28 protein-coding genes and 1 tRNA gene are annotated in these 25,977 nt (G+C 59.3%); 12 read left to right on the top strand and 17 right to left on the bottom strand.

The genetic code is table 11. From position 1 onward, the window contains the following. Nucleotides 1-118 precede the first annotated feature (118 nt). Both ACGVKB_RS09565 and ACGVKB_RS09560 read right to left on the bottom strand, forming a co-directional pair. Nucleotides 119-1,438, bottom strand: coding sequence for a GTP-binding protein (locus tag ACGVKB_RS09565; protein ID WP_392351496.1), 1,320 nt, complete (start codon nt 1,436-1,438; stop codon nt 119-121). Continuing rightward, nucleotides 1,438-2,436 (bottom strand): CNNM domain-containing protein, encoded by a 999-nt coding sequence (locus tag ACGVKB_RS09560; RefSeq protein ID WP_392351486.1) that lies wholly within the window; start codon nt 2,434-2,436, stop codon nt 1,438-1,440. The genes ACGVKB_RS09565 and ACGVKB_RS09560 overlap by 1 nt, the downstream gene beginning before the upstream one ends. Before the next feature lie 85 nt (nt 2,437-2,521). On the opposite strand from ACGVKB_RS09560, the gene ACGVKB_RS09555 reads away from it, so the two are divergent. Next, complete coding sequence (locus ACGVKB_RS09555) at nt 2,522-3,847, top strand: aminopeptidase P N-terminal domain-containing protein (RefSeq protein WP_392351484.1); 1,326 nt, start codon at nt 2,522-2,524, stop codon at nt 3,845-3,847. Here ACGVKB_RS09555 and ACGVKB_RS09550 read toward each other — a convergent pair. Both ACGVKB_RS09550 and ACGVKB_RS09545 read right to left on the bottom strand, forming a co-directional pair. Further along, nucleotides 3,844-5,034, bottom strand: coding sequence for a calcium:proton antiporter (locus tag ACGVKB_RS09550; protein WP_392351482.1), 1,191 nt, complete (start codon nt 5,032-5,034; stop codon nt 3,844-3,846). The two genes, ACGVKB_RS09555 and ACGVKB_RS09550, sit on opposite strands and share 4 nt — an antisense overlap. A gap of 26 nt (nt 5,035-5,060) precedes the next feature. Beyond that, the gene (locus ACGVKB_RS09545) at nt 5,061-5,819 is read right to left on the bottom strand and encodes a TIGR01548 family HAD-type hydrolase (RefSeq protein ID WP_392351494.1); all 759 of its coding nucleotides are present in this window, start codon (nt 5,817-5,819) and stop codon (nt 5,061-5,063) included. Between the two features lie 63 nt (nt 5,820-5,882). On the opposite strand from ACGVKB_RS09545, the gene ACGVKB_RS09540 reads away from it, so the two are divergent. Further along, nucleotides 5,883-6,407: a 30S ribosomal protein PSRP-3 gene (locus ACGVKB_RS09540; RefSeq protein WP_392351480.1), complete on the top strand. Its 525-nt coding sequence runs from the start codon at nt 5,883-5,885 to the stop codon at nt 6,405-6,407. 354 nt (nt 6,408-6,761) lie between these two features. Here the strand turns inward: ACGVKB_RS09540 and atpC are convergent, their stop codons facing one another. Together atpC and atpD are read right to left on the bottom strand one after the other, a co-directional pair. Beyond that, nucleotides 6,762-7,172, bottom strand: coding sequence for an ATP synthase F1 subunit epsilon (gene atpC, locus ACGVKB_RS09535; RefSeq protein WP_392351478.1), 411 nt, complete (start codon nt 7,170-7,172; stop codon nt 6,762-6,764). A 74-nt stretch (nt 7,173-7,246) separates the two neighbouring features. Further along, complete coding sequence (atpD, locus tag ACGVKB_RS09530; protein ID WP_392351476.1) at nt 7,247-8,710, bottom strand: F0F1 ATP synthase subunit beta; 1,464 nt, start codon at nt 8,708-8,710, stop codon at nt 7,247-7,249. Between the two features lie 221 nt (nt 8,711-8,931). Between atpD and groES the strand changes: the two genes are divergently transcribed. The 3 genes from groES to ACGVKB_RS09515 all read left to right on the top strand — a co-directional run bounded on the left by groES (nt 8,932) and on the right by ACGVKB_RS09515 (nt 11,511). Further along, nucleotides 8,932-9,243, top strand: coding sequence for a co-chaperone GroES (groES, locus tag ACGVKB_RS09525; protein ID WP_392351474.1), 312 nt, complete (start codon nt 8,932-8,934; stop codon nt 9,241-9,243). A gap of 66 nt (nt 9,244-9,309) precedes the next feature. Next, entirely contained in the window at nt 9,310-10,944 is a 1,635-nt protein-coding gene (gene groL / locus ACGVKB_RS09520; RefSeq protein ID WP_392351472.1) for a chaperonin GroEL, read from the top strand. A gap of 186 nt (nt 10,945-11,130) precedes the next feature. Next, nucleotides 11,131-11,511 carry a hypothetical protein gene (locus ACGVKB_RS09515; RefSeq protein WP_392351470.1) on the top strand — a complete coding sequence of 127 codons (381 nt, stop codon included), beginning with the start codon at nt 11,131-11,133 and terminating at the stop codon, nt 11,509-11,511. Between the two features lie 28 nt (nt 11,512-11,539). Here ACGVKB_RS09515 and ACGVKB_RS09510 read toward each other — a convergent pair whose 3' ends face one another. After that, on the bottom strand, nt 11,540-12,739 hold the full coding sequence (locus tag ACGVKB_RS09510; protein ID WP_392351468.1) for a hypothetical protein: 1,200 nt from the start codon (nt 12,737-12,739) through the stop codon (nt 11,540-11,542). A gap of 76 nt (nt 12,740-12,815) precedes the next feature. On the opposite strand from ACGVKB_RS09510, the gene ACGVKB_RS09505 reads away from it, so the two are divergent. Then, complete coding sequence (locus ACGVKB_RS09505; RefSeq protein ID WP_392351466.1) at nt 12,816-13,853, top strand: hypothetical protein; 1,038 nt, start codon at nt 12,816-12,818, stop codon at nt 13,851-13,853. On the opposite strand, the gene ACGVKB_RS09500 is transcribed toward ACGVKB_RS09505, so the two are convergent. Beyond that, a complete protein-coding gene (locus ACGVKB_RS09500) occupies nt 13,835-14,986 on the bottom strand; it encodes a hypothetical protein (RefSeq protein ID WP_392351464.1) in 1,152 nt (383 codons plus the stop codon). The two genes, ACGVKB_RS09505 and ACGVKB_RS09500, sit on opposite strands and share 19 nt — an antisense overlap. Here ACGVKB_RS09500 and ACGVKB_RS09495 point away from each other — a divergent pair. Next, on the top strand, nt 14,935-16,209 hold the full coding sequence (locus ACGVKB_RS09495; protein WP_392351462.1) for a hypothetical protein: 1,275 nt from the start codon (nt 14,935-14,937) through the stop codon (nt 16,207-16,209). The genes ACGVKB_RS09500 and ACGVKB_RS09495 overlap by 52 nt on opposite strands. A gap of 16 nt (nt 16,210-16,225) precedes the next feature. Here ACGVKB_RS09495 and secG read toward each other — a convergent pair whose 3' ends face one another. Beyond that, complete coding sequence (secG, locus tag ACGVKB_RS09490) at nt 16,226-16,456, bottom strand: preprotein translocase subunit SecG (RefSeq protein WP_392351460.1); 231 nt, start codon at nt 16,454-16,456, stop codon at nt 16,226-16,228. Next, nucleotides 16,456-18,093 carry a 2,3-bisphosphoglycerate-independent phosphoglycerate mutase gene (gene gpmI, locus ACGVKB_RS09485; RefSeq protein ID WP_392351458.1) on the bottom strand — a complete coding sequence of 546 codons (1,638 nt, stop codon included), beginning with the start codon at nt 18,091-18,093 and terminating at the stop codon, nt 16,456-16,458. The genes secG and gpmI overlap by 1 nt, the downstream gene beginning before the upstream one ends. Nucleotides 18,094-18,202: 109 nt before the next feature. Between gpmI and pyrR the strand changes: the two genes are divergently transcribed. Next, complete coding sequence (gene pyrR, locus ACGVKB_RS09480) at nt 18,203-18,760, top strand: bifunctional pyr operon transcriptional regulator/uracil phosphoribosyltransferase PyrR (protein ID WP_392351456.1); 558 nt, start codon at nt 18,203-18,205, stop codon at nt 18,758-18,760. Here the strand turns inward: pyrR and ACGVKB_RS09475 are convergent. From ACGVKB_RS09475 to ACGVKB_RS09465, 3 genes are all read right to left on the bottom strand, one after another. Beyond that, a complete protein-coding gene (locus tag ACGVKB_RS09475; RefSeq protein ID WP_392351454.1) occupies nt 18,747-18,965 on the bottom strand; it encodes a ferredoxin-thioredoxin reductase variable chain in 219 nt (72 codons plus the stop codon). The genes pyrR and ACGVKB_RS09475 overlap by 14 nt on opposite strands. Nucleotides 18,966-19,010: 45 nt before the next feature. Then, a complete protein-coding gene (locus ACGVKB_RS09470) occupies nt 19,011-19,853 on the bottom strand; it encodes a hypothetical protein (RefSeq protein WP_392351452.1) in 843 nt (280 codons plus the stop codon). A 71-nt stretch (nt 19,854-19,924) separates the two neighbouring features. Continuing rightward, the gene (locus ACGVKB_RS09465) at nt 19,925-21,505 is read right to left on the bottom strand and encodes an Hsp70 family protein (RefSeq protein WP_392351450.1); all 1,581 of its coding nucleotides are present in this window, start codon (nt 21,503-21,505) and stop codon (nt 19,925-19,927) included. 63 nt (nt 21,506-21,568) lie between these two features. On the opposite strand from ACGVKB_RS09465, the gene ACGVKB_RS09460 reads away from it, so the two are divergent. From ACGVKB_RS09460 to ACGVKB_RS09445, 4 genes are all read left to right on the top strand, one after another. Next, nucleotides 21,569-21,862: a hypothetical protein gene (locus tag ACGVKB_RS09460; protein WP_392351448.1), complete on the top strand. Its 294-nt coding sequence runs from the start codon at nt 21,569-21,571 to the stop codon at nt 21,860-21,862. Nucleotides 21,863-21,923: 61 nt separating this feature from the next. Beyond that, a complete protein-coding gene (locus ACGVKB_RS09455) occupies nt 21,924-22,151 on the top strand; it encodes a DNA-directed RNA polymerase subunit omega (protein WP_392351446.1) in 228 nt (75 codons plus the stop codon). A gap of 10 nt (nt 22,152-22,161) precedes the next feature. Next, nucleotides 22,162-22,533, top strand: a complete 372-nt coding sequence (locus ACGVKB_RS09450; protein WP_392351492.1) for a DUF1818 family protein — start codon at nt 22,162-22,164, stop codon at nt 22,531-22,533. 315 nt (nt 22,534-22,848) lie between these two features. Next, entirely contained in the window at nt 22,849-23,097 is a 249-nt protein-coding gene (locus ACGVKB_RS09445; protein WP_392351444.1) for a DUF2811 domain-containing protein, read from the top strand. Here ACGVKB_RS09445 and ACGVKB_RS09440 read toward each other — a convergent pair. From ACGVKB_RS09440 to ACGVKB_RS09425, 4 genes are all read right to left on the bottom strand, one after another. Continuing rightward, on the bottom strand, nt 23,049-23,783 hold the full coding sequence (locus tag ACGVKB_RS09440) for a hypothetical protein (protein WP_392351442.1): 735 nt from the start codon (nt 23,781-23,783) through the stop codon (nt 23,049-23,051). The genes ACGVKB_RS09445 and ACGVKB_RS09440 overlap by 49 nt on opposite strands. Further along, nucleotides 23,767-24,213, bottom strand: a complete 447-nt coding sequence (locus ACGVKB_RS09435; protein WP_392351440.1) for an EVE domain-containing protein — start codon at nt 24,211-24,213, stop codon at nt 23,767-23,769. The genes ACGVKB_RS09440 and ACGVKB_RS09435 overlap by 17 nt, the downstream gene beginning before the upstream one ends. A gap of 87 nt (nt 24,214-24,300) precedes the next feature. Further along, entirely contained in the window at nt 24,301-25,683 is a 1,383-nt protein-coding gene (murD, locus tag ACGVKB_RS09430) for a UDP-N-acetylmuramoyl-L-alanine--D-glutamate ligase (RefSeq protein ID WP_392351438.1), read from the bottom strand. A 159-nt stretch (nt 25,684-25,842) separates the two neighbouring features. Further along, nucleotides 25,843-25,914: transfer RNA gene (locus ACGVKB_RS09425), tRNA-Val, on the bottom strand. Nucleotides 25,915-25,977 lie beyond the last annotated feature (63 nt).

The raw sequence follows: 25,977 nt of genomic DNA, 5'->3' as shown, positions 1-25,977 counted from the left end.
CTGGCCCAGGTGGCCACACGCGGGAAGTTTGCACACAGGCTTTGCAGCAGCACCTGGTGCCCCTGGCTGGGTGGATCAGCGCTGGTTCCCAGCAAGGCCACTGCGGGAGCGTTGTGCTTCATGGCAGGAACGGCTGCAGGTCCGTGTGGGTTCGCGGCGCGTTGGTGCGCCGGGGATGGGTGCTCAGCCAGTGATGGACCAGGGGATCTTGCCGTTGGAGCCGATTCAAGAGGGCACCGGGTTGGCCGCCTTGGCGTTGCAGGCTCGTGAGCAATTCGTGGGCGACCAAGGTTCCTGTGCGCTTGCTGGCGTGCACGGCCAGAGCGGCTTGGGCGAGCGCGATGGGGGCCGCGGGTGCCAGGCTCAAGCCAGCACTCAACGGCGCGGCGACCAGCAGCAGCTGCTTGAGGGCGGTCAGCCCCAACTGGATGCCCCCGAGCAGAGCGTTGTGCCCGGTGATCTGGGCCAGCAGTTGACGGGCGCTGGCCCGTGGCATCGGCAGGTCATAGAGCTGGCATAGCTGCATCACCAGGGCGGTGTCACAGGCCAGGCCTCCGGCCAGGTCAAGAGCCATGACTGGGTTGACGGCCACACCGGTTGCTTTGGCCGCGGCATAGCGACCGATGAGCCCCTGCGCCGTCTTGCGATGGCGCTGCAGTCTGAGCCGTTGACGTGCGTCCTGAAAGCGATCGGCCTGGTGGAGTGAGTTCAAGGCCAGAAGCAGTTCGCCCTGGCGTTGAAGTTGATCCATCAGGTGCGTTCGCAACGGCTCGATTTGAGCTGGTTGGGCCTCGCTGCTGACGGTCCCGTCCGGGTGAAGCTTGGCCTGACGTGGTGCGGCCGACACCGGGATCAAGGCCAGATCCTGGCTGTGGGGGGGGAGTCGGCGGCGGATGCTGTTCATCAGGGGGGTCTGTTCTCCCTGGGGCCAGCGATCACAGCGGTTGAGCACGAGTTGGATCGCTTTGCCCTGATCCAGCAAGGTGCTCAGGGCGTGGAGTTCGGTTTGGCTGAGATCGCCGTCCAGGACAAAGAGAATCAGATCGGCTCCCTGGGCGATGCGGCGGGTGAGGCGGTCGCGCCCGGCGCCCGCGATTTCATCGATTCCGGGCGTATCAATGAGGTCGATCCGCTGAAGCTCGGGGATCGGTAGCTCCCAGGAGATGGCGTGCTGATGGCGTGTGCTGCCATGGGCGACATCCGTTGCCAGCGCTTCTCGTCCGATCAGAGCGTTGATCAGGCTGGATTTGCCTACACCGACCCGCCCCACCACAGCGATCCGCAGGTGGTGCTGTTGCAGCCGCAGCAGCTGACGCTGCAGAGCGCGTTGTTCGCCCGCCAGCAGGCTGCGTTCGCGCTCATCCAGCCTGAGATCGCGCTGCCATTGTGCGAGCAGTTGGCGGCAACGGTCCGGGACCGCAGGAGCAGCGCCGGACATCATGGATTGGGCTTGCGCCACCAGCCGGCGAGCACGGCGAGCACGGCTTCCGGTCCGATCACGCCGACGAATCCGCCGAATTCATCGACCACCACGCGAACACCTGCGGTATCGCGACGGAACCCTGTGAGCAGACGATCAGCCCGGATCATCTCCGGCACATATTCCACCGGTTCACAGAGATCCACGGCGGTCAGCAGGCCGCGATTTTCGAGCAGGGCCGTGAGGAGGCGTTCGCGATTGGCCACTCCTAAAACTTTGTCGACCTGATCACCGAGCACCACCCACCAGGAGGCGTTGTTCCCCAGCAGGGTCATCCGTTGCGCTTCCAGGCTGAGCCCACCATCGAGGGTGGGTGCGGCGACCCGGGGGGTCATCAGGTCCCTGGCGGTGAGGTCGTTCAATTGAAAAACCTTGCCGATCATCGCGGCTTCATCGGCTTCGATCTGTCCCTTCTGGGAGCCGAGCCGAGCCAGCAGCCGAATTTCGTCTTCGTTGGTGCTGATTTCCGCTTCAGCGGTGATCGCGGGCATCAGCCGTTCCAACAACAGCACCAAAGGGTGCATCACAACGCCAAGGCCGTGGAGCACGGGTGCCGCTGTCAGGGAGACCGGCATGGCCAGACGACTGCCAAGGGCCTTGGGCAGGATTTCACCGAGCAGCATCACCAGAACGGTGAGGCCGATCGAGAACAGAGGCAGGGCTGTCCCGCCGATGCCCCGTTGCTCGAACACCCAAGCGGCGTAGCCGCCCAGCATCAGGCTGCCGAAAATGTTGAAGCCGTTGTTGGCGATCACCAGCACCGACAGGGTGCGGCCTAATTTTTGGCGCAATTTGGCCAGGCGACGGGCCCCTGGCAGGGGGCGGCTGCGTGCCGCCAGTTCATGCACCCGAATCGGACTCACCGTGAGCAAGGCCGCTTCGACGCCGGAGCAGAGGGCTGAGCCCAACAGCACCACGGTGACCAGCAGCAGCAGCACCAGAAGGTCTGAGGGCATGGGAGATCGATCAGAGCTTCATCGTATCGGCCCTGACCAGTCGCCCTGACTGCCATCCTGATGCACTGTTGCCGCAGCCACGCCCGTGAGCGTCTTCGATCAACGTGTTCATCAGGCTCGCCGTGGGCGCTTTCTCGAGGAGCTTGGTGCGGCAGCGGCTGTGGTGCCTGCCGCTGCCCTGACCACCCACCACGCTGACTGCGAGTGGCCGTTTCGGCAGGACAGCGATTTTTTCTATCTGACCGGGTTTGATGAACCCGATGCTGTCGCACTGCTGCTGCCGCATCGGCCCGAGGGAGAACGCTTCGTGCTGTTTGTGCAGCCCAAGGACCCGGCCGCCGAAGTCTGGACGGGATTCCGTTGGGGAACGGAAGGTGCTGTCGAGCACTTCGGCGCTGACCTCGCCCATCCCCTTGACCAGCTCGCTGAAAAGTTGCCGCAGTATCTGGCTGGGGCTGAAGCCATTGCCTTCCGGGTGGGCCGCTACCCGGCGGTGGAACCGTTGGTGCTGTCGGCCTGGGGGCGCCAGCTCGATACCTGGTCCCGGACCGGCTCAGCTGCGCTTGGTTTGGTGGCTCCCACGCCGATCTTGCATCGCTTGAGGCTGCGCAAGGACGCCCATGAACTGGATCGTCTGCGCGAAGCCTGCCGGATCTCGGCCGAAGCCCATGAGTTGGCCCGGGGGATGACCCATCCCGGGATGAACGAGTCCGAGGTGCAGGCGGCGATTGAGGCTCATTTCCGGGCCAACGGTGCCCGTGGCCCTGCCTATGGCTCGATCGTGGCCGGTGGAGACAACGCCTGCGTTCTGCACTACACCGCCAACACAGCGCCTCTCCATGACGGTGATCTGTTGCTGATCGATGCGGGCTGTTCGGTGTCCGACTACTACAACGGCGACATCACCAGGACGTTCCCGATCAATGGTCGGTTCAGTGCAGAGCAACGAGAGTTGTACAGCCTTGTGCTGGCGGCCCAGGAAGCGGCCGTCGCCCAGGTCGCCCCTGGCGGCACGGCGGAGCAGGTGCACAACACCGCTCTCAGGGTGTTGGTGGAAGGCCTTCTGGATCTGGGCCTGTTGGTGGGTGAGCCCGATGCCGTGATCGAACAGGGCGATTATCGCCATCTCTACATGCACCGCACCGGTCATTGGCTCGGTCTCGATGTGCACGATGTCGGTGCCTATCGCCTGGGTGAACGGCCGATGACGCTTGAATCCGGAATGGTGCTGACGGTGGAGCCTGGGCTTTACATCAGCGACCGCTTGGCGGTTCCCGAGGGGCAGCCGGAGATCGACGAGCGTTGGAAGGGCATTGGCATCCGCATCGAGGATGACGTGGCGGTCACCGCCGATGGCCATGAGGTCTTAACGGCGGCGGCCCTCAAGAGTGTGGAGGCGATGGAGCGTTAGGCCACCTGAAGCACGATCCAGAACAGGAACACCACCAGTTTCATCATTCCCTCGATGCCCGTGAGCCGGACATGGGGATTGAGCATGAATAAGGTCAGGCCCAACAGCACCATCTCCAGGGGCTCCAGGCCGAGGATCACATCGGTTCCGGTGATTTCGCCAAGAATCAGCACCGCAGGAACGGTGAGGCTCACCGTTGCAACCACGGATCCGTAGAGGGTGTTGATCGAGCGTTGCACCTCACCGTGCGATGCCGCCTGGATGGCATTGAGGGCTTCTGGGGCCAGGATCAGCGTCGCGACGATCACCCCCGCCAGGGAGCTGGGCAAGCCGAGATCGGTGATGCCCGTTTCGATCAGCTGACCCATCGATTCCGCGATCAGGCAGACCACCAACAAACCCATCACAAGCAGGACGGAGGCCAGCCAAAGCGGGCTCCCGCTTGCATCACCGCTGGATGCATCCTTCGTCGATTGATCATTGAGGGCCAGATCCGGACGCAGGTCCTGAACCTCGGTGTAGAGCTCCCGGTAGCCGCCCACCTGACCGGAGATGAAGACGGCGTAAACCCCGATCGCCACAATCGCCAGCACGACATTCACCGGTTCGCTGAAGTTGGCTTCGCTGGTGCTGCGGCTGAAGTTGGGGATGATCAGGGCCAGCACGCACATGGTGCTGATCAGATCGAAGTACGTGAGGGCTCCAAGCAGGTTGGGGGAGGCCATTTGGCTTGAATCCAGATGACCACTGGATGCCAGTTGTCCCCGTTGCCGTAGGGCTGAGATCACGTTGCACAGTCCGGTGACCCCCGTCAGCGCGATCATCACCACGGAAAACATCGAATCCCGCGCCAGGGTCGGATTGGCTTCTCCGGTCAGCATCGTGCTGGCCACAAGCGCCAATTCGATCGTCATCACCGCAGCGGTGAGGACCAGTGTTCCGAAGGGCTGGCCGATCAGTTCGGCGACGCGGTCGGCCTGGTCGGCGACACCTTTGGACAGCAGCAGCACGATGCCGCTGAGCACCGCCAATCCACTGAGCACCGTGACGGTGGGCTGACCGAGAAGCCAGACCATCAGATCACTGAATTCGATCGCCATCAGAGCGGCGATTCCGATCAGAAGCGGTGAGAGCTGGGCGGCACTGAGGCCAGGCGCCACCCACCTTTGGGTCTCCGGCTCTGTCATGGCAGGGGTGATCGGGAGGGCTGAATTTATTGTGTCTTTGGTTCGCGCTCCAGATTGATCAGCTTGAGTGCATCGGTGGTGGTGCTGAGCACGTGGTCGGCACCGGCCTGCTTGAGACGCTGTTCGTAGCCCTGGCGATCCTTCACATGGGGCGGGATCACGCCCAGGCTGAGCCAGGAGAGGTCCGGACGTTTTGAGCGGGCCTGGATCACCGTGTTGATGTCGGCGACTGTGTCTCCCAAATAGGCGATCAGGCCGGGTGACGGCCCATCGATGAGCTGGTCGGTCAGGCGCAGGAGTCCCGTTGGGTCGGGTTTGTCCGGAGCGTCGCCCATGGCGATGAGGGGCGGATTGTTGAGCCCCAGGCGCTGGGTCAGCACGAAGCGGGCCGAGGCTGGTTCGGCTCCACTGACGAATCCCCAGCGCACCTCGGCTGTGCTGAGCGTTTGAAAGAACCCGGGGTTGACCAGCAACGGTTCATCGCCAATGAAACCGGTCCAGCTGCTGGGATCACCTTCGGGGTCTCCACCGAAATAGAAGTCGCTGAAGACCTCGATCAAGGCGTCGCGCTCAGGCACAGCCCCGCCATGCCGTCGCAACAGTTCGAGGCTGGCATCCCAGTCGTTGTTCCAGGCTCCTTCGGCCTTGAGATGGTCGATCTCCTCCGCGCCGGGCCTCCAACCGCAGTAGTGCTGAACCGTCTCCTGCAACGCCCGGCGGTAGCTGCCGGCGACATCTCGGATGACGCCGTCGATGTCGAACAGAAGAATCGAAGGGGAATTCAGAACGACGGGTTTCGAGCGGCTGGTAGGTTAGTTGTTTGTTCTGATGTCTTGAGCGCTGACACCATGACGGTCACTGAAGGCGCTGCCACCGACCAAGAGGTCGCGACGCCAGCAGCCGGTGCGGCTGATGAGGCCACCCAGGCAGCTGAGTCTGAGAAAACTGGCTCTGAGAAAGAGCAGGGCAGCGAAGGCGAAGGCCGTCCCGTGCTGCGCGGTGGTGCTGCCGCTCTGGCATCCGCAACCATCGATGCGGATGGCGTGCCCTCCGGCTACACCCCCAAGGCTGATGAAGGTCGCTTCCTGCTGAAGATTCTTTGGCTGCCCGACAACGTGGCGTTGGCGGTTGACCAGATCGTCGGTGGCGGCCCCAGCCCTCTGACGGCTTATTTCTTCTGGCCCCGTGAAGATGCCTGGGAAACGCTCAAGACAGAACTCGAAGGCAAGAGCTGGATCACCGATAACGAGCGCGTTGAGGTCCTCAACAAAGCCACTGAAGTGATCAACTACTGGCAAGAAGAAGGCAAGGGCAAGAGCCTTGATGATGCCAAGGCCAAATTCCCCGACGTCACCTTCTGCGGTACCGCCTGATCGCCATCGCTTCAGAGATTCCCGACGGCCTGCTAAGCAGGTCGTTTTTTTTGGCTGCTGTCTCCCACCCAGTGCTGTCAGGTTGGAGTGGCTCTGCAGCGTGATCTGACCTGTGCCGTGACTTGAGGATCCTGTGGCTGGGACCGCACCAGTTGGATGCCAATTGGCCCGCAACGGTCACGCCTTGTGGACCCATCTATTTTTCCCCTCACCCTTTGAACGGTGATCTTGCAGCCCGACGCCGCGATGGTGAACGGCTGGCCCAGTTTCTCGATGTTCCGTTGATGGTCTGACAACAAAAAACCGGAGCCAACGGCTCCGGTTTCATGGAATGCCTCGAGGTGACCGATCCCGTCAGGCTGTTGTCTTGCTGGCCTGCATGCGTGCGCGGGCCATGTTCAGCTGTTGCTGCGCCTTGAGCTTTTCAGGGGAGGCGGGCTGACCTTCCATACCAGCCACGGCAGTGGTGGCTTTTTGGAAGTCGGCCTCAGCAGTGGAGCTGTCGATCGATCCACCAAGTTCAGCACTGTTCACGAGAACGGTGACTTCGTCGGAGTCGACTTCAGCAAATCCGCCCATGAGAGCGATGGAATTCCATCCACCGTTTGCTCTGACACGCAGAACACCGACATCAATGGCGGTCAGGAGGGAAATGTGACCGGGAAGGATGCCGATCTGGCCGGTGGTACTGGGCAGAATCACCTCGTCGGCGCTGCCATCAAAGACGTTCTGGTCTGGTGCCAGCACGCGGAGGGTGAGGGACATGAACCTTGGTTCGAAAGGGAGAACAAACGACTGAAAAACAGGTGATCAGGGGTGTGATGACACCCCCATCAAGATCACTTGGCTTCGGAGGCGATCTTCTCAGCTTTGGCCTTCACTTCCTCGATGTTGCCAACCAGATAGAAGGCCTGTTCGGGGAGATGATCCAGTTCACCAGCAAGAATCTGGTTGAAACCAGCGATGGTTTCTTCCAGTTTCACGTACTTGCCGGGCATGCCAGTGAAGATCTCAGCCACAAAGAATGGCTGGGAGAGGAACTTCTCAACTTTGCGGGCACGGTCCACAGTCTGACGATCATCTTCAGAGAGTTCGTCGAGACCCAGAATCGCGATGATGTCCTGGAGTTCCTTGTAGCGCTGCAGGGTGGACTGCACAGCACGTGCGGTCTTGTAGTGCTCGTCGCCCACAACGGCTGGCTGGAGCATGGTGCTGGTGGAGTCGAGGGGGTCCACAGCGGGGTAGATGCCCTTGGAGGCCAAGGCCCGGTTGAGCACCGTGGTGGCGTCCAGGTGAGCAAACGTGGTGGCAGGAGCCGGGTCAGTCAGGTCGTCAGCGGGGACGTACACAGCCTGAATTGAGGTGATCGATCCTTCGACGGTCGAGGCAACGCGCTCCTGAAGAGCGCCCACGTCGGTGCCGAGGGTGGGCTGATAGCCCACAGCGGAAGGCATCCGGCCCAGCAGTGCGGAGACTTCCGAACCAGCCTGAACGAAGCGGAAGATGTTGTCGACGAACAGCAGCACGTCCTGCTTGTTCACGTCGCGGAAGTGCTCAGCCATGGTCAGAGCCGAGAGGCCGACGCGCATGCGGGCGCCGGGGGGCTCGTTCATCTGGCCGTAGCAGAGGGCCACCTTCGACTTGGAGAGATCATCGGAGTTGATCACCCCGGACTCTTTGAATTCCTCGTAGAGGTCGTTGCCTTCACGGGTGCGCTCACCCACGCCACCGAACACAGACACGCCGCCGTGCTCTTTGGCGATGTTGTTGATCAGCTCCTGAATCAGCACGGTTTTGCCCACGCCGGCGCCACCGAACAGGCCGACCTTGCCGCCCTGACGGTAGGGAGCGAGCAGGTCGATCACCTTGATGCCGGTTTCGAACACCTTCGGCTTGGTCTCAAGCTCAGTCAGCTTGGGAGCATCGCGGTGGATCGGGGCCGTGGTGGTGGTGTTGACGGGACCTTGCTCGTCGACGGGCTCACCGAGAACGTTGAAGATGCGGCCCAGGGTGGCTTCACCGACGGGGACGGAGATCGGAGCGCCGGTGTCGACAGCTTCCATGCCGCGGACCAGACCGTCCGTGCCGCTCATGGCGACAGCGCGAACACGGTGGTCACCCAGCAGCTGCTGCACTTCAGCGGTCAGAGCAACGTCTTGGCCACTGGTGTTCTTCGCTTCGACGCGAAGGGCGTTGTAGATCTTCGGTAGTTTCCCGGCGGGGAATTCCACGTCCAGAACCGGGCCAATCACCTGGCGGATCACGCCTTTGGTGCCAGCAGATGCAGGAGCAGAAGCGACCATAAGTAGGGGAGATACGGGATCCGGCGCAGCGCGCTCGGGCCCATTCAGAGCGGCGCAACCATACCACTGGCTTGGCGCGAACTTGTCGGTTCGGTCACCCGCACAGATTGATGGTGGTCCGTCGGTCGGTCGAGTGAATAGGTTGGCACTCGTCGGCTTCGAGTGCTAACTCGCGTCGGCACGTGCGCGTTCAGCGCCTTGTCCCTGCTTCGCATTCATTCATGGCAGCTGTTTCTCTCAGCGTCTCCACCGTCAAGCCCCTCGGCGATCGGATCTTCGTCAAAGTCTCCGAGTCCGAAGAAAAGACCGCCGGTGGCATCCTTCTGCCCGACACCGCCAAGGAGAAGCCTCAGGTTGGTGAGGTCGTGCAGGTGGGTCCTGGTAAGCGCAACGACGACGGCAGTCGTCAGGCCCCCGAAGTTGGTGTAGGCGACAAGGTTCTCTACAGCAAGTACGCCGGTACCGATATCAAGCTTGGCGGCGACGAGTACGTGCTCCTGTCTGAGAAAGACATCCTGGCCATCGTCAACTGACGAACGGCGTGATGGGCTCGGCTCATCTGGTTTTGATTCACCCCTTATTTCTGAGACCTGCCTTCCATGGCTAAGCGCATCATTTACAACGAGAACGCACGCCGCGCGCTCGAAAAAGGCATCGATATCCTTGCCGAATCCGTTGCTGTCACCCTCGGACCGAAGGGTCGCAACGTCGTTCTGGAGAAGAAGTTCGGCTCCCCTCAGATCATTAACGATGGTGTGACCATCGCGAAAGAGATCGAACTCGAGGACCACATCGAGAACACCGGCGTCGCCCTGATTCGTCAGGCGGCCTCCAAGACCAACGATGCCGCCGGTGACGGCACCACCACGGCCACCGTTCTGGCCCACGCCATGGTGAAGGCTGGTCTGCGCAACGTCGCCGCAGGTGCCAATGCCATCACCTTGAAAAAAGGCATCGACAAGGCCTCTGATTTCCTGGTTGGCAAGATCAAGGAGATGGCCAAGCCCATCGCCGACAGCAATGCCATTGCCCAGGTGGGCACCATCTCCGCCGGTAACGACGAAGAAGTCGGCAAGATGATCGCCGATGCCATGGACAAGGTCGGCAAGGAAGGTGTGATTTCCCTCGAAGAGGGCAAGTCCATGGAGACCGAGCTTGAGGTCACCGAGGGCATGCGCTTCGACAAGGGCTACATCTCCCCTTATTTCGCCACCGACACCGAGCGTATGGAGGCCGTCCTCGACGAGCCTTACATCCTCCTGACCGACAAGAAAATCGGTTTGGTTCAGGATCTCGTTCCTGTCCTCGAGCAGATTGCTCGCACCGGCAAGCCTCTGCTGATCATCGCCGAGGACATCGAGAAGGAAGCCCTCGCCACCTTGGTGGTGAACCGACTGCGTGGTGTTCTGAACGTTGCTGCGGTCAAAGCCCCCGGCTTCGGCGATCGCCGGAAGGCCATGCTCGAAGACATGGCTGTGCTGACCAACGGTCAGCTGATCACGGAAGACGCCGGTCTCAAACTGGAGAACGCCAAGCTGGAGATGCTGGGCACGGCCCGTCGTATCACCATCAACAAGGACACCACCACCATCGTTGCTGAAGGCAACGAGGCGGCTGTCGGCGCCCGCTGCGAGCAAATCAAGAAGCAGATGGACGAGACCGACTCCACCTACGACAAGGAGAAGCTGCAGGAACGCCTGGCCAAACTGGCCGGTGGTGTTGCCGTGGTCAAGGTGGGTGCAGCCACCGAAACCGAGATGAAGGACAAGAAGCTTCGTCTTGAAGATGCCATCAATGCCACCAAGGCAGCGGTGGAAGAAGGCATCGTTCCTGGTGGTGGCACCACCTTGGCCCACCTCGCTCCTGCTCTGGAGCAGTGGGCGTCCTCCTCGCTGAACGGTGAAGAGCTGATCGGCGCCAACATCGTGGCTGCGGCTCTGACCGCTCCGCTGATGCGCATCGCTGAAAACGCTGGTGCCAACGGCGCTGTTGTCGCGGAAAACGTCAAGTCCCGCTCCAACAACGAGGGCTATAACGCTGCCAATGGCGAGTACGTCGACATGCTGGCTGCCGGCATTGTTGACCCCGCCAAGGTGACCCGTTCGGGACTGCAGAATGCGGCGTCGATTGCTGGGATGGTGCTGACCACCGAGTGCATCGTGGCGGATCTGCCCGAGAAAAAGGAAGCAGCTCCTGCCGGCGGCGGCATGGGCGGCGGCGACTTCGATTATTGATCCGTTCAAGGGGGTTCAAGCGAACTCCCCCAGCTGGTTCATTCAGACCTCAGCGCCCTTTCGAGGGCGCTTTTTTATTGCCCCGTGACCTCTAACACTGCATGGTCTGGCAGGAGATCGTGGTCAGAATCGATCTTTGTCTCCACAGGTCTCTATCGGTAAAGTGCGTCGGTTGCGAGGGGTCCGGTGCCGCCAGTCCGAGCGGGGTCATTCAACGCCAACTTTGCTCCTGACACGCTTGAGGCATTTCGGGAGCACTGCCGACGGCAGGGCAAGCAGTACACCAAGGTGCTCGAACGTCTGGCGGAGCTTTATCTGCAAACGAATGGGGCGGTTCTCGATGCCGCCGCCGCCGAGTTGGGGGCTCCCCCGACACCAACGAGTAAGGCCACCAAGGACAGACAGGTGCAGGTTGAAGTGCTGCAGAACAAGGTGCTGCAGGATCTACTTCAACGGGTGGAGCTGCTTGAAAAACAGAAGGTCAAAATGCAATATGAGATCGATCGAGTTCAAAAAGCCTATGCTTTTTTTCAAGCGGGCTTGCAAGAGCCTCCTCAGCTGCGATAGCCATGTCGTCAGACTGAGACAGGTGTTGTTATGCCGTTCTCGATTGTTGAATCAAGAGGGATGAGCAACGCGCTAAAGCGTCAATAATGGCATCGGATTCTGTAATGGGACTGGAAAAGAGTAGACGTTCGTCTGTGAATGATGGCCCCAGGAGTTGCTCGATGTCTTGCTTGATCTGTTTGTAGTGGTGTTCGATTAAAGAGAATTCTTGCTCTGTGAGTAAAAATCGTTCGCTTTCAAGCTTGTCCATGCTTTCTCGAATGATTTTGAGCTCCGATTTGCTGCATCGAGACTGATTTTTTTGCCCGCGTAGTTCTTTGATGATGTGATTGATGGTCCGGGCTTGAAGGTTGTTGAGGGACGGATTATGGACTGCAGAATCTGTTTGTTCGGACGCCCAGGGCAGGGGCCTCTCCAGTTGGTCCAAGCAGAATCCGACCGGTCCCTTGGGATGAGCCAGGGCTTTTGAGAACGGGTAAAATTGAATCTTGGCGCCGAATGATTGTTGAAGAGTTTTGATCGCTTCGCTGCGATGCGGTAAGTCGTTAATCTTACTTCGATTATTTTTAGGGCTTCTTTTCAGTCCGACCAGTCGGCTGTAACGTCCACCCTTGATCCATTCCTGTAGAGCGGAGCAGGCAAAGGAATAGGGAGGTCTGACGAGGGCGAAGACTTTCGTGTCATAGCCATAATCGGTGAGGTCTTCCATCAATCGTCTGTAGCATTCATGGGTTAAGCAGGACAGTCCTTCGCCACTGATTAAAAGGTCTTTGTTCTGCTCTAAGGCTTGCAAATGTCGTTTCTGATTGGTGGCACGAAGATTTTTTCGATCGTCTGAGTTGGATGGATGTCCAGATCGTTTGACTCTGCCGCGTTTGTAGATCATCGATATCGGACCTGTGTGATTCCAGAGATTGCCTTTTTGTGGTGGGTAGACAAATTTTGGATAGTACAGTCCGGACTCTGCTAAGAGGTCACGATGAATGCCGCAAAATTGTTGGAAAGAGGTACTTGCTGTCTTGTGAAAACCAACATGGATATAACAAGTTTTCATTGAAGTGCCTGCCGTTTTGCTTTGTCCGAAAAAATGATGTTGCTTCCGGATATGCTTCAGTCTAAACGAAGCATTGCTTGCACATTCTGGGTTCGCAGCCATACGCTCGTCCTCTGGGTGTGATTGCTGCCCGTTGATTGGGCGACGGACGGGTGGGCTGAACCTGGGTTTCATCGGGCTGACAGGCTCTTGATCAGAGCAGGCGATCGAACGGTGGCTGCACTGATTGATTGTTTGCAATCGTCTAAGCTTGGGAGATGGCACTTGCTTGTTGATGAAGATCTGCTATTTGCATCTAGGTCTGCATAAAACAGCATCCTCGTCTTTTCAGCAGACCTGTGCATCGAATCGAGAAGCTCTCGGTCAGGCTGGTTTGTTGTATCCAATTTTTCGTTGCGAGCAGGCTCAGCCGCAACGTTTAAAAATCAATAATCACTCGGTTCCTCTGCGTTGTTTATATGAGAAAAATCCAGAGAATTACCATATTAATAAGCGATGGAAGATTAAAAATCTAAAGCGGGCGATTCAGCAGTACAAATTGCAGTTCGAGCAGGCGCTGAGTGTTGATCAGTCCATCATTCTGAGCGGGGAAGGATTGTCGCTCTTGGCGGCCGACGGTTTGGTTCGGTTGATCACGTGCATTGAAAGCCATGGCTTTGAGGTTCGGCCCATGGTCTTGGTCCGATCTCCACTGGATTATGCCCATTCCATCGCCCAGCAGTTGATCCGTGGTGGTCAACATGTCTCGCTTGTGGGATTGGGATCACTACGGGCTCCCCGGCTGCATCATCGCTTAACGATTCCAGATGGTTTGAAAGAGATCCGCACCTTGCAGCAGGTGTTTGAGGATCGTCTGATGACGGTTCCCTTTCGCCATGCCTGTCGACATTCCTGCGGCCCCGTCGGCTATCTACTTCAGGAGTTCTGTGGGATTGATGCGTTGGACTCCTTCGATTTCAGGCAAACGCAGGAATCGAAAAGTAATCTCTGGGTTCGTTTGCAGAATCAGGTCAATGCACGATGGCCCTTGTTCGATCAAAAAAAACAATTAAATTCGGATTACTTTCGAATTCAGGAGCAATATTCGCAATCGGGCAAGTTTCGGTTGACCCGTGGTGAGGTTGACCTCCTGGCCGATCAATTGGCCGACTCGAATCAAGCGCTCGCAGATTTACTTGGCCATGAATTCATTGAGGCCAGTCAGGATGTTTCGGAAGAGATTGGTGATCGGGATCTTCTTGATCTGTTGACTGAACAGTTGCGTCTCGATCAGCTCAGTCGAGCTTGATCCAGAAGTTTGCTGAGCCGTTGTCCTTGTGGTCGGTTGAGTTTGGCAATTTCCAGGAGTTCAATTCTGGATTGTTTGCTGAGATCCGCCGAATGGCTCAACTGAATAAGCGCGTCAATGGTGCTATTTGACAAGCGTTTGCTGAGTTGATCTTGTTGAATGGCGACCATTAATGTCTTGCTGATGAGCTCCAGTGATTGTTCTTCTTCTTCGCGGATTCTTTGGTTGCGTTCCCGCGTGACAGACTGATCTTCTTGAATGGGAGTCTGGGGTTCGCTCATGAGTGTTTGATTCGCTGGCAAATGTTGATTGATGAAAGCGATGTGCTCATGATTTTGTTTGTAGAGTTTTTCGCGACTGCCTTTGGAGAGGCGGCATTTTTGCGAAAGAACGTGAGGTAGTTGCTTGGCGAGGGCATCGGAGATTCTGGCGCTGATCCAGGGGAATTGTTTGTGATACAGAGCATTGACGACTGTGAGTGTTTGAAGTTCTTTCTGGCTAAGGCTGCGGTTGATGACTTTCCCATCCATTGCTGCACTTGGGTAAGCCTGCTTCGCGCCAATCACCTCAAAAATTAATTCGGTGATCCGAACTTTATTGAGGCTGTAATTGATGACATTGACGGGGATGTTGCATTGCTGAAGCATCGCGAGGACTTCGGCTGCTTTTTTGTGGTGGGACGAGACAAATTGTCGATTCCTCAGGAATTGCTCGAACGGTTTCTGTTCACCGTGACGTTTGACCCGCTGTTGATATTCTGAAGAAAGCATCTCTTCGACATCACGCACCGCCAGAATGACCGTCAGGTCAAGCTGTTCGGCCCAGGTTATTTGATCCTCTTGGAGAGAGGTGATCTGCCAGAACAGCGATTCTGAGCTCAGGACGATTGTGTTGGTCTCTCCAGCGGCTTTGCTGTGTTCGAGAAGTTGTTGGCTAAGGGATTTGTCGGGATGCTGCTTCCAATTGCCAGAAGTGATATCAAATTGAGCTGCTTTCTGCCGTTCGATTGGCTCAATGGGGTAGAGGATCTGACTCCTCAGTAAATCTTTGGATGCCATCGCCAGGGCCGATTGAATGGCAGATGTTCCTGTTTTCCCATGGCCGATGTGCAGGAAGAACTTGGTTTTTGGCAACGTCTTACCCGCGACGATTTCATTCTATCACCTGGATTTGTGTTGCTTACCGATGTATTCGGCCTGGCTTTGATGGCTCTTGTATGCTGATCGAGCGCATTGGCTGTCGGTTGTCACGCAAGCTTGTCATTCATATCGGTGCGCAGAAATGTGCGTCATCGTCGCTGCAAGCCTCACTGCGTCTTTACCAGCAGTCAGCTCAGGGTTCGATGGAGTTTGTCTTCATGAATCCAGGCCAATTGCGTGCCGTGGACCGGTCGTTGGCTGCAAAAGCCGCGGTGGATTGGACCTATCTCGACCGGGTGCTGGCGGCGACCGGTTCCGATCAGGTGGTGGTCAGCCATGAAATGCTCGGCAACCGACCCGTGTTGGTTCGTGCCATTGCCGAGCGATCTCTCCAAAACCACGGCTTTCAGAAGGTTGTTGTTGTCGGCTATACGCGTTTGCAGTCGAGTTATCACATCTCTGCCTTTGGTCAGTGGTATTTCCGAGATCGCAAGCGGTTGCGGGCTGACAGGCAGATTTTTGTCGAAAATGATCTTCCATGGGAGCTTTTTTCCGCCCTTGAGAGAAGTCTTTTTGCGCTTGTTCTGGCCGGAAAAGATCGTGCTTGGTGGGGGAATTATCGAAAGCTAAGAGCGCAGGTCGCCGCCATTGATGGTGACGTCTCCATCGTGTCGAATCATATCCCGACGCGGCAAAAACCCTATTCATTGTTGTCTAACTTTTTTGATCTCGTTGGTTTTCAAACGTCGCTCGAGGATCTTTCCTCCTGTGACGTGCGGAAAAATGCATCCTTTGATCCTGTTTTGGTTCACGCTTTATCGGTGCACTTCAGTTCGATTGGCCAACGCGAATCGTGCTTCCCCGGTCCCCATGAAGGAAACCGGTGGTTGTTCCGTGTCTGTGACCGACTGGATGCCGATTCTGATTTAACCGATCAGATGGAGGCCGTGTTCTCTCCAGACTTTTCGCAGCGAATGGTCGAGCAGATCAACCGTCGTTGCGCCGAGGACAACCATCGCTATTGCCGGAGGATGAATGTTGATCCGGCTTACTTTCGTTCCGACCCCAACGACGACACAGCTCTTTCGATCGATCAACTCCTCGATTTGGCCCATACAACAGCATCTCAGCGCAACATCGCTGATGTTGATGCGATCAATCGCCGCAGTGAGATGTTGTTGATGCGTGCAGCCCGGTTGGAAATCATCAGCACCTGACGGCTGCGGTGCTGATTTAGCTCAACCAGCCGGCACTGAGAATGACCGCCAGGCTCATGAACACGGCCAGGCAGGTCCAGGTGACGCGGTTCAGTGTTGCTTCTGCACTGCTGGCGCTGCTGAACATCGAACTGCCGCTGGCAGCCAGGCCACCCATGCCATCGCCCTTGGGGCTGTGCAGTAACACCAACAGGATCAAGAGAAGTCCAGAACCGATCCAGACCCAGGACAGAACAGAGGCAACCATCAGACAGGAAGAGGGAGGCGAGCGGAGAGAGGGGAGCGATCGGTGTTGGAGACCGGTGCGATCAGGCTGCTGCCGGTCATCGCCGTCGGTTGCGGCAAATTCAGCACCTGAAGAAGGGTCGGTGCAATGTCAGCGAGGCCGCCATCGCTGCGCAGGTTGATGTCATTGCCATGGCCAGCCAGCTTGCGGCGTTCTCCTTCAATCAGGATCACCGGCACTGGATTGGTGGTGTGCGCTGTCCAGGCTTGGCCATCGGGTCCTTGCATCAGCTCGGCATTGCCATGGTCCGCAGTGATCAACATGGTGCCGCCTTGGCGACCCACAGCATCCAGAAGGCGGCCCAAGCAGTGGTCCACGGTTTGGATCGCCTCGATGGCGGCGTCCATGACCCCGGTATGACCGACCATGTCCGGATTGGCGTAGTTGATCACGATCAGGGAATACAGGCCTGATTCGATCGCCGCGATGCAGCTCCCGGTGAGCTGGTCCGCCGACATCGCCGGAGACAGGTCATAGGTGGCCACACGGGGAGAGGGGACCAGATGCCGGTCTTCTCCGGGAAGTGGTTGTTCGATGCCACCGTTGAGGAAGTAGGTGACGTGCGGATATTTCTCGGTTTCAGCGGTTCTGTACTGCTTCAACCCGTGGTTTGACACCACTTGACCCAGCAGATCGTCCAGCGGTTCTGGGGGGAAGGCAATGGCCACCGGTAGATCCTGCTCCACCTGGGTGAAGGTCACCACATCCAGCTTGGGTGTGCTGCCGCGTTCAAAGCCTTCGAAGGTCTCGAGGCAGAGCGTCTGAACAATCTGGCGTGCCCGGTCTGGTCGGAAGTTGAACATCAGCACGGCATCACCGTCCTGCATGGCGGTGGGCGTCAGTCGAATCGGCTCAAGGAATTCGTCGGTGACTCCGTTGGCGTAACTGGTCTCCAGGACGTCAGCGACGCTGCTGTTCTCAACCTCCCGGTCGGGGTTGGTGTAGAGGTCGTGCGCCTTGGCCGTGCGTTCCCACCGCTGATCACGGTCCATGGCCCAGTAACGGCCACACAGGCTGGCCAGAACGCCAACGCCCGTCTCGGCCAGGGTTGCCTGGACCTGCTTGAGGTAGTCCGGTGCACTTTGCGTGGGCGTGTCGCGGCCATCGGTGATGGCATGAATGGCCAACCGCTCAATGCCCTCTGCGGCCGCCCAGCGGATCAGTCCGCAGAGATGGTCAACGTGGCTATGGACCCCACCGTTCGAGCAGAGCCCCAACAGGTGCAAGGTGCCGTCTCCATCCTTGACGCGCTCAGCCAGCTTCTGCAGTTCAACGTTGTCCTTAAGGCCATTGCTGCGCACCGTGTCGCCGATCCGCACCAACTCCTGCCGAATGATCCGTCCGGCCCCGATGGTGAGGTGGCCGACTTCTGAGTTGCCCATCTGACTCTGGGGCAGGCCCACGTGGGAGCCGCTGGCCTCAATCAGAGTGTGGGGGTAGGCATGCCAGAGGGCATCCATCACTGGAGTCTCTGCTCCGCTGATGGCGTTGTGGTCGGATTTGTCTCTGTGGCCCCAACCATCCAGAATCGTCAGGACGACCGGCGCCACGGCTGCGGGTCTCACTGAACCGTTAGGACTGTTGTTATCCACGTGCACCAGTTTCGGTGGTTCTTAACGAGTACTCCAGATTCAACCTAACTCTCTTGGGGTAAACCATGTCTGATTTGCGTGGATCCACATAGGCTGACCAGACCTCCGAAGCCCCATGTCTGCCGCTGACAACGCATCGAGGATTGAAATTCTCTCGGAACGTGACCTCCGCAAGACACTGATTCGCTTGGCGACCCAGGTTCTGGAGGGTGTCGATGACAGCAAAAGCTTGATGCTGTTGGGGATTCCGACCAGGGGAGTGCAGCTCTCCCAAGTCCTCGCCCTCGAGCTTGAACGCCTCACCGGCCACGCCATTGCGCAGGGAGCGTTGGATCCGACCTTTCATCGTGATGATCTCGAGCGAATTGGCACGCGTTTGCCACAGCTCACGCAACTCCCTAACAGCGTTGAAGGGCGCCAAGTGGTTCTGGTGGACGATGTGATCTTCACGGGGCGCACGGTTCGTGCGGCTCTGGAAGCACTCCAGGGCTGGGGTCGGGCCGAACGTGTGATGCTGCTGGCTTTGGTCGACCGCGGCCATCGTGAATTGCCCATTCAGCCTGACTTTTGCGGACGGGTCGTTCCCACCCGTCGCAGCGAAACGATTGAGTTGCGCTTGAAGGATGTCGATGGTGAGGAAGGGGTTTTCCTCCGGCCGCTCAGGACACCGTGAGTTCATCGGCCCTGAAGTGGGCCTTGTAGCGGCCGAAGGCCACGATCACGGGCAGGGTCGGACTGATCGGCCGTCCTTTCCAGTCGTCCAGAACCGTGACCACATCACCGCTTTGTCCCTTGAGGTCGAAGGCTTCACCACGGTGTTGTGGATGGTTGAACACAACGACGGATGCTTCAACCGTCACCTTGTCTCCGGCTTTCATGGCATCGGTATCTGAAGCTCTTTCATTTTGTCACGAGCCCCTGGATCAGCGGCGTTGACAGAAACTTTCTGGGCCGTCTTCTTCGATGCTGCCTCCAAGGTTGGCGCAAGCCCGTTGAAAGGCCTCCCAGGGCTCAAGGCCAGCCTGTAACAACCGCTGGACTTCCCCATCGAGCAGGGCTCCTCCGATGACATCCGGGTCGGAGCTGCCGTGCTGATGGTGCTCTTGGGTCTCCCGCAGCCGCTCAATGGCCTTGAGCACGGTGCTCTGCTGATCGGCAGCATGGCTCTGCCACCAGGGGTGATCGAGTCGATTGAGGCTGTCGAGCGCCTCCCACCACCGTGCTGCCTGAATCAGGTCTTGGCTGTGTTCGTAGTCCAGGCGATTGCGATTCCAGTTTTCGCGCAGGGTGTCGCTGAGCGTTCCACCGCGCCCAGAGGGTTGGCCGTCCATCGGACTCAACAGAGCAATGGCGGCTTCTAGATCGCCATCACGGAACAGTTCCAGCGCTCGTTCACGGAGTTGGCGTTGCCAGATGGCGAGGGTGTCACGGTCGTCCTGGCGTTGCTCCGGGCTCTCCCGGTCTGATTGGACCAGCTGGCGTTGCAGGGTCAGAGCGCTGGCGGTGTCTCCCCGCTCCCACAGCCGTTGTGCCTGACGGCGTCGGCAGGCGGCCTGTTCCGGTGGGGTGGCCTGGCCGAGCCACTGCAGCGCCGCCAGTTGCTCGCTGTAGCGCAGACAGGCTTCAAGGTCGTTGGCGGCTGCCGCCTGTTTCAGACGTTCCGGCAGCTGCTTTTCCCACCAGAAGGCTCCCGCTGCAATCGCCAGCACGATGCCAAGGGTTCCCACCAACCAGAGGCGCAGCAGCGGATGGCGAAGCGGCGCCAAGGGTTTGGACAGGACTTGCGTCTGTTTTATGGGGTCGAGTCCGCTGTCTCCAGGCTCTGTGGACGGCCTCCTCACCGCACGGTTCCAAGCAGATGACTGGCCAGTTCACGCTCGAGGCGGAGATCCTCGATGGTGCAACCGAGCTGCGCCTGGTCGTCGATGTTGAAACGGAGTCGCAGGCAGTCCTGGCCGGCCTGGCCAGGGGGGTCAAGCGCGATCTGCACCGCCGCGGCGGGCCACGCTTGATGCAGGGCTGGGCCATGGGACCGGCTTTGCAGGGTCGGCACGCCATCGATGTAAACGACCTCATGCCGCTCTCCGCCCGCCGGCTCACCGAGAACCAGCTCAACCCTGGTTTGTCCGTCACGGCTGGCCGCTAGCACCAGTTCGAGGGGATCACGGCTGGGCCAGGGTTGTCCGGCCACGTAGAGCGGTTGCCAGCGATGTTCACGGCTGCGTTGGTCCCAGACCTGCACAGAGACGCCGTTCTGAAGGACATCACGCACCTGCACGTCGGGTGTGAGGCGAAGGCCACCGAGGGCGACGGCATCCACCGGCGGCGGGGTGAGCAGGGGGGCCGGACTGGTGTGGGTCATCAACCATTGGCGCAGCCAGGGCAGCTGAGCACCTCCACCCACAGCCACCACACCGTGCAGATCACCGAGGTCCACGCCATGGCGACGGCCTCCGGTGAGGGTGCTCTCCAGAACCTCTGCCATCGCGGCGCCCAAGCCCTGTTGGTCAAGCAGGGCATCCAGCTCCGCCGGTGAGAGTCTCAACGCCAGTTCGCTCCCGTCGGAGGGATCGATGCAGAGCTCGAGCAGCTGTTGATCACGGGGGAGCTGGGGATCACTCAGCCGGCATTTGAGCCGTTCGGCGGCATTGAGCACTGCGGCTGAGGGGGGAGTGTTGGATGACCTGTCGGCGCAGCAGGCCGCTGCAATCCAGCGGTCGATGTCGCGTCCGCCCAGCCTTAGTCCCGCTTTGCCAAGCACTTTGGCGAGTCGTGGCGTCTGGCGGCTGCGACCGCTGAGGTCGCGCCCGCCGAGACGTAGCAGTTGCGCGATCGGCGCAGCGCGCCCTTCCCCACCCTCGAGGGCGACCAGGGCCAGATCGAGGGTGCTGCCCCCGAGGTCGACCACCAGCAGCTGCGATCCCGCTGGACATCCCGCCCCCATCGCGGCGGCTGTTGGTTCATCCACCAGGGCGATGTCCTGAACCGGGAGGTTCTCGCAGGCGTCAACCAACCACTGCCGGTAACGCCGATAGCTGTCCACCGGGGCACTGAGGACGAGGCGGTCGATCTCGAGCTGGTCGGGGAGACGCTTCCAAATCGCCTGGAGCAGATCACGTCCGGCCTTCTCAGCCGCATCGCCGCCTTGCGCGCTGCCGATCTGACGCTTGAAATCCCGCTTCAGCCGAGGATCGGCACTGTCATGCAGACCTGCCTCCAGCACTTGCCGTCCAATCAGGGGCGCTTCGGCGGTCTGCCACAGCAGAGATGGCACTTCACCGGGGCGGTTCGTGATCGGTGGCAGATCTAGTCGGATCGGCTCTGATCCATCTGCGGCTTGATAGGCGACCACCGTGGTGGTGCTGCCGAGGTCAATGGCCAGCGTTCCCGCTGAATGCTGAAGCTTTTCCACTCCCAAGGCTGGTCAGACCGTGTCTGGATGCACGGTGAAATCAGAATGAGACTAGGGGGATTCCGGGGGATGGATCGCTTGCAGCGGGTTGTGTTCTCCTTCTACCGCGAGGACGCCCAGATGGAAGCTGTGCTGGAGCCCTTACGGCGTTGTCGCATGCGTCGCAGCTGGGGCAGCATCCGCGTCGAATGTGCCGATGCCGCCCACCTCGAGCTGGTCAGCGGATTGTTGGGGCATCTGCGGTTGCCCCTCGCTGCCCTTGGCCTGGGGCGTCAGATTGTGCTGCAGGTGCCGGGGGGGCGTCAGCGCAGTTATCCGATGTATGTCCCGTTTCACAGCGATCAACTGGATCAACTGGCTTAGGGGCTTCTCAGCTCGTCTTGGAGGCGACCGCTTAAATTGGGTGATTAAGAGCTTGGGCGCGATGATTTCTGCCGGCGTGGATTCAAGGGATTTGGCCAAGCGTGGCGAAAGTTTGATTCGTCAGTCCAGCAACCGTTACCTGACCACGGTCCGGATTGCGTTTCGCGCCAAGCAGCGTCGTTTTGACGACTTTGACGGTCTGCTTGAGGAATCGAGCGTGAAGCCCGTTCAACGGGCCATCGTTGAGCTCAGTGATGAGCAGGATCAGCCTGATCTGCTGCCTGGCTGAGGCTGGCCAGTTGATTCAGCAGGAGGGGCCTGGCTGGCGGTTGGTCCGCGATCCCGACCGAAGTCCGTTTTCGGTTTTGGTCGGGGGTGAAGGCTGGGCGTTCGAATTAACCGACAGTGAGTGGGCTGCGCTAGCGGATGTCGTCGGGGCTTTGGTGGATCAACATCGCGCGTTGGTCGACCAGTTGATGGATGAAGAATCGATCGAGCTGGAGCTCGACCGTCCACCTTGGTGGGGCTGTTTGGACGGCACCCGCGAGCAGTGGAGTTTGTCGGTGGTGTTGAGTTCGACGACGGCCCGCAGTGTGGAAGGCGGTTGGGGTTCTCCAGCGGCACAGGCCATGGCCGCGGCGATGCAAACGCTCCGAGAAACATCGCTTTGATTAGCGAGGCTGATCAAAGCGGGTTTATTGATTTCTCCCGGGCTTTGCCCCCTGGTTTGCACAGGTTTTCCACAGCTCGGGTTGCCGAATGGCCCGAAGTGCCGATGGTCTGGGGAAAAGGGGCCGATTGGGTGTCAGCTGCTTGACGATTGACCCGGGTCCTGGAAGCGCAGAGGCATCGGTCAACTCCGTTCCGCTGAAAGGCTGTCAGCGACTTGATCTCACTGCGAGAGAGCCTGGACATGCCCCGTTTTTGCCTCGCTTGACTCGGCCCGCATTCTGTGGAGAACTGGAGTCCGTTTCCGATGAGGGGAGATGACAGAAGGTTCCAACGGCATGCCCGCCAACGTCGACAGCGTCGTCAGTTTTCAGTCCGAACTGCCCTTGCCTCTTCAGCAGGCCATGACCCGTTTCATCGAGGGTCATCCCAACTGGGATCAATACCGACTGGTGCAGGCGGCGTTGGCAGGTTTCCTGGTGCAGAACGGAATTGAATCGCGGGAGATCACCCGCGTCTATGTCGGCAACATGTTCCGCCGTGAATCGCTTCTCCACGGCGTCTGAGATCGGCAGCAGGCCATCAAGACCAGGGCGCTGAAGGGAAGACTCAGGAGAAGCCCCAGGCTGGCGACCAACAGACCGAGCAGGTTGAGGCCGGTGATCAGGCCGAGCATCGCCAGCACCTTGAGTCCGTTGTTGTTGACCAGTTGTCTGCTGTGGGCCATGGCCTCGAGGGCGTGATGGTGATGGTGCACCAGCAATGGCAGGGCCATCACTTGGGTGTAGATCCAGTGCAGCAACACCAGGGACCCGGCAATCACGCTGAAACCGGCCAAGGTGGGACTGATGGTCCCCAGGGCCCAGCTCAGGCTTTGCATCACGGCCACACCTCCCGCCAGAAAGATTCCCTCGAGAACGAGCAGGGTGAACGTCTGACGCAGCACCCAGCGGGCGCGTCGCCGCGGCGTCTTCAGCTCCCGTTGATTCCCAGTCAAACAATGATCAGCCAGCTCCAGGAGGGCCAGGCTGGGGACGATCGGCACGACCAGACTGCTGAGCACGCTGAGGTCACCGAGACGATTCAGCCAGGGTGCAGGCATCCCGCGCAGGTCTTGGCCGATCAGGGCCAGTCCAATGCCACTGATCAGCACCAGGGCGCTGAGCCCGACGTGCCGCCAGGGGGCCTTGCTGAAGGCCATCCAGGCCCGTGGCAGGGCCGTGATCAGGGGAAGATCACTGGAGTGGTCCAAGGCGTTCGAGCAGGTCCTTGGCGGTGGTGTCCGGCACGGGAAGGATCGACAGGCGGTTGCCCCGACGGACGACGGTGAGCTGGTCAACGTCGTACAGCTCGCGCAATTGCTCCAGGCTCAGCATCTCGGCGAAGACACCCTTGTATTGCAGGCGTGCACAGTCCCAACGGGGCTTCTCTGGCGTTGATTTGGGGTCGTAGTACTTGGCGTCGGGGTCGAATTGCGTCGGATCGGTCAGGCCGACGTCGATGACCTCCATCAGTCCGACGATCCCCGGCGGTTTGCAATTGGAGTGGTAGAAAAAAGCTTGGTCACCAACGGCCATGGTGCGCATGAAATTGCGCGCTTGATAGTTGCGGATGCCATCCCAAAGGGTGGTGCCTTCCTGGCGCAGGTGATCGATCCCGTAGACGTCCGGTTCGCTTTTCATCAACCAGAAGGCCACAACATCTCTGGCAACACGACGCCAGTATCGAGCGCCAAGGCCACTTTGGTGATCAGAACTGTCCGATTCGGATCAGCTCAGGCCTTGGATCTTTGCGATCAGGTGGCGGAAGTGGTCGCCGCGCGCTTCGAAGTCGCTGTACTGGTCAAAGCTGGCGCAGGCCGGTGAGAGCAGCAGGCTGTTGGCCTTGAGCTGGCCTCCCAGCTGGACGGCTTCGGGGACGGCAGCATTGAGGTCGGACTGCACGCTGACCGTGCCTTTGAAACCAGCGGCGCTGAGCATGGCCTCCAGTTCACCGGCTCCGGCGCCGAACAGCACAACACCCACGGCTTTCCGATTGAGTTGGTCGATCCAGTCGCTGGCATCCCCCTGCTTGGTCTGACCTCCAGCCAGCACGATCACGGGGCCTGCAACGGCCTTCAGTCCAACCGCCGCCGCGTCGTAATTGGTGGCTTTGCTGTCGTTGTACACCGCGAGCCCGTCGACGTGGCCGATGGGCTCGAGACGATGGGGCACGCCGGGGAAGCTGCGCAGCCCCGCTTCGATGGCAGCTGGACTCAATCCGATCGCTTGGGCTGCGGCACAGACCAGCAGCAGGTTCTGCCGGTTGTGTGCACCGGGCATGGCCAGCGCATCGGCGGCACAGAGCGCACCCTGGGGCGACTGAATCTGTCCCTCTGCATCGATCCAGAGGTCGACAGCGACGCCATCGGGTTGGCTGGACTCGGCGCTGACCCAAAGGCCTTGCCCGAGCTCAGGCCGTTGTCGGATGAGGTCTGGGTCATCGGCGTTGTAGATCGCCAGGTCGGACCGTGCGAGCAGGGACCGTTTGATGCCCCGGTAGGCCTCGAGTGTTCCGTGACGTTCGAGATGGTCAGGGGTCAGGGTGGTCCAGATGCCGATGCGGGGTCGGATCATCGGAGCGGCTTCGATCTGATAACTGCTCAGTTCCATGACCAGCCAGTCGGGCTGCTGTTTGCCCTGTTGCACGCGTCGGGCGATGTCGGTCGCGGACACGCCGACATTTCCCCCCATCGGAGCCGAACATCCGCTCGCATTCAGCACATGGCTGAGGAGATGGGTCACCGTGGTTTTGCCATTGGTGCCTGTGATTCCCACCCAGGGAATGTGATTCAGGGCATCCCAGGCCACGCCCATTTCGCCTTTGACTTCGATGCCTTCGGCGCGCAGCTGCACCAAGGTCGGGTGGGTCCATGGAATCCCTGGGCTGATTACGACGGTGGACAGCTCAGGTCGCCAGCGTTGAAATGTGCTGGGCAACAGTGGAGTTTCGAGAGCCACTTCAAGCCCGAGGCTCTTCAGCCGATCGGCCGCGCGCTGCAGCGTTTCGGAGTTGCCGGAATCGATCGCGGCTGTGGCGATTTGATTGGCGTGTAGCAGTTCAGCGGCCCCGATGCCGGAACGCCCCAGGCCCACGACAACGGTCTGAACCATGGGAGCTGAGTGACGCACGTTGTCTTACAACAGCTTAAAAACTGAGGGGGCGCCAGATTGATGCATGGAGAGAAGGATGTTTGTAACATCCAGGCCTTAAAAAGCGTCTAAAAATAAGCAATAAAAAAGTGATCCGAAGATCACTTTGAAGTTAAAAAATGGGCGATACTGGATTTGAACCAGTGACTCCTACAATGTCAATGTAGTGCTCTACCCCTGAGCTAATCGCCCGATCTGATCACAAGCGGACTGTGTCGTCCTCTGTGGTCGTTGCAGAGATTAGCAGTCAGGGTG

The sequence above is a fragment of the Parasynechococcus sp. genome (assembly GCF_042954325.1).
GTDB lineage: Bacteria > Cyanobacteriota > Cyanobacteriia > PCC-6307 > Cyanobiaceae > Parasynechococcus.
The sequence above is the reverse complement of the archived record's forward strand: the minus strand, read 5'-3'. Positions and strand labels throughout refer to the sequence as shown.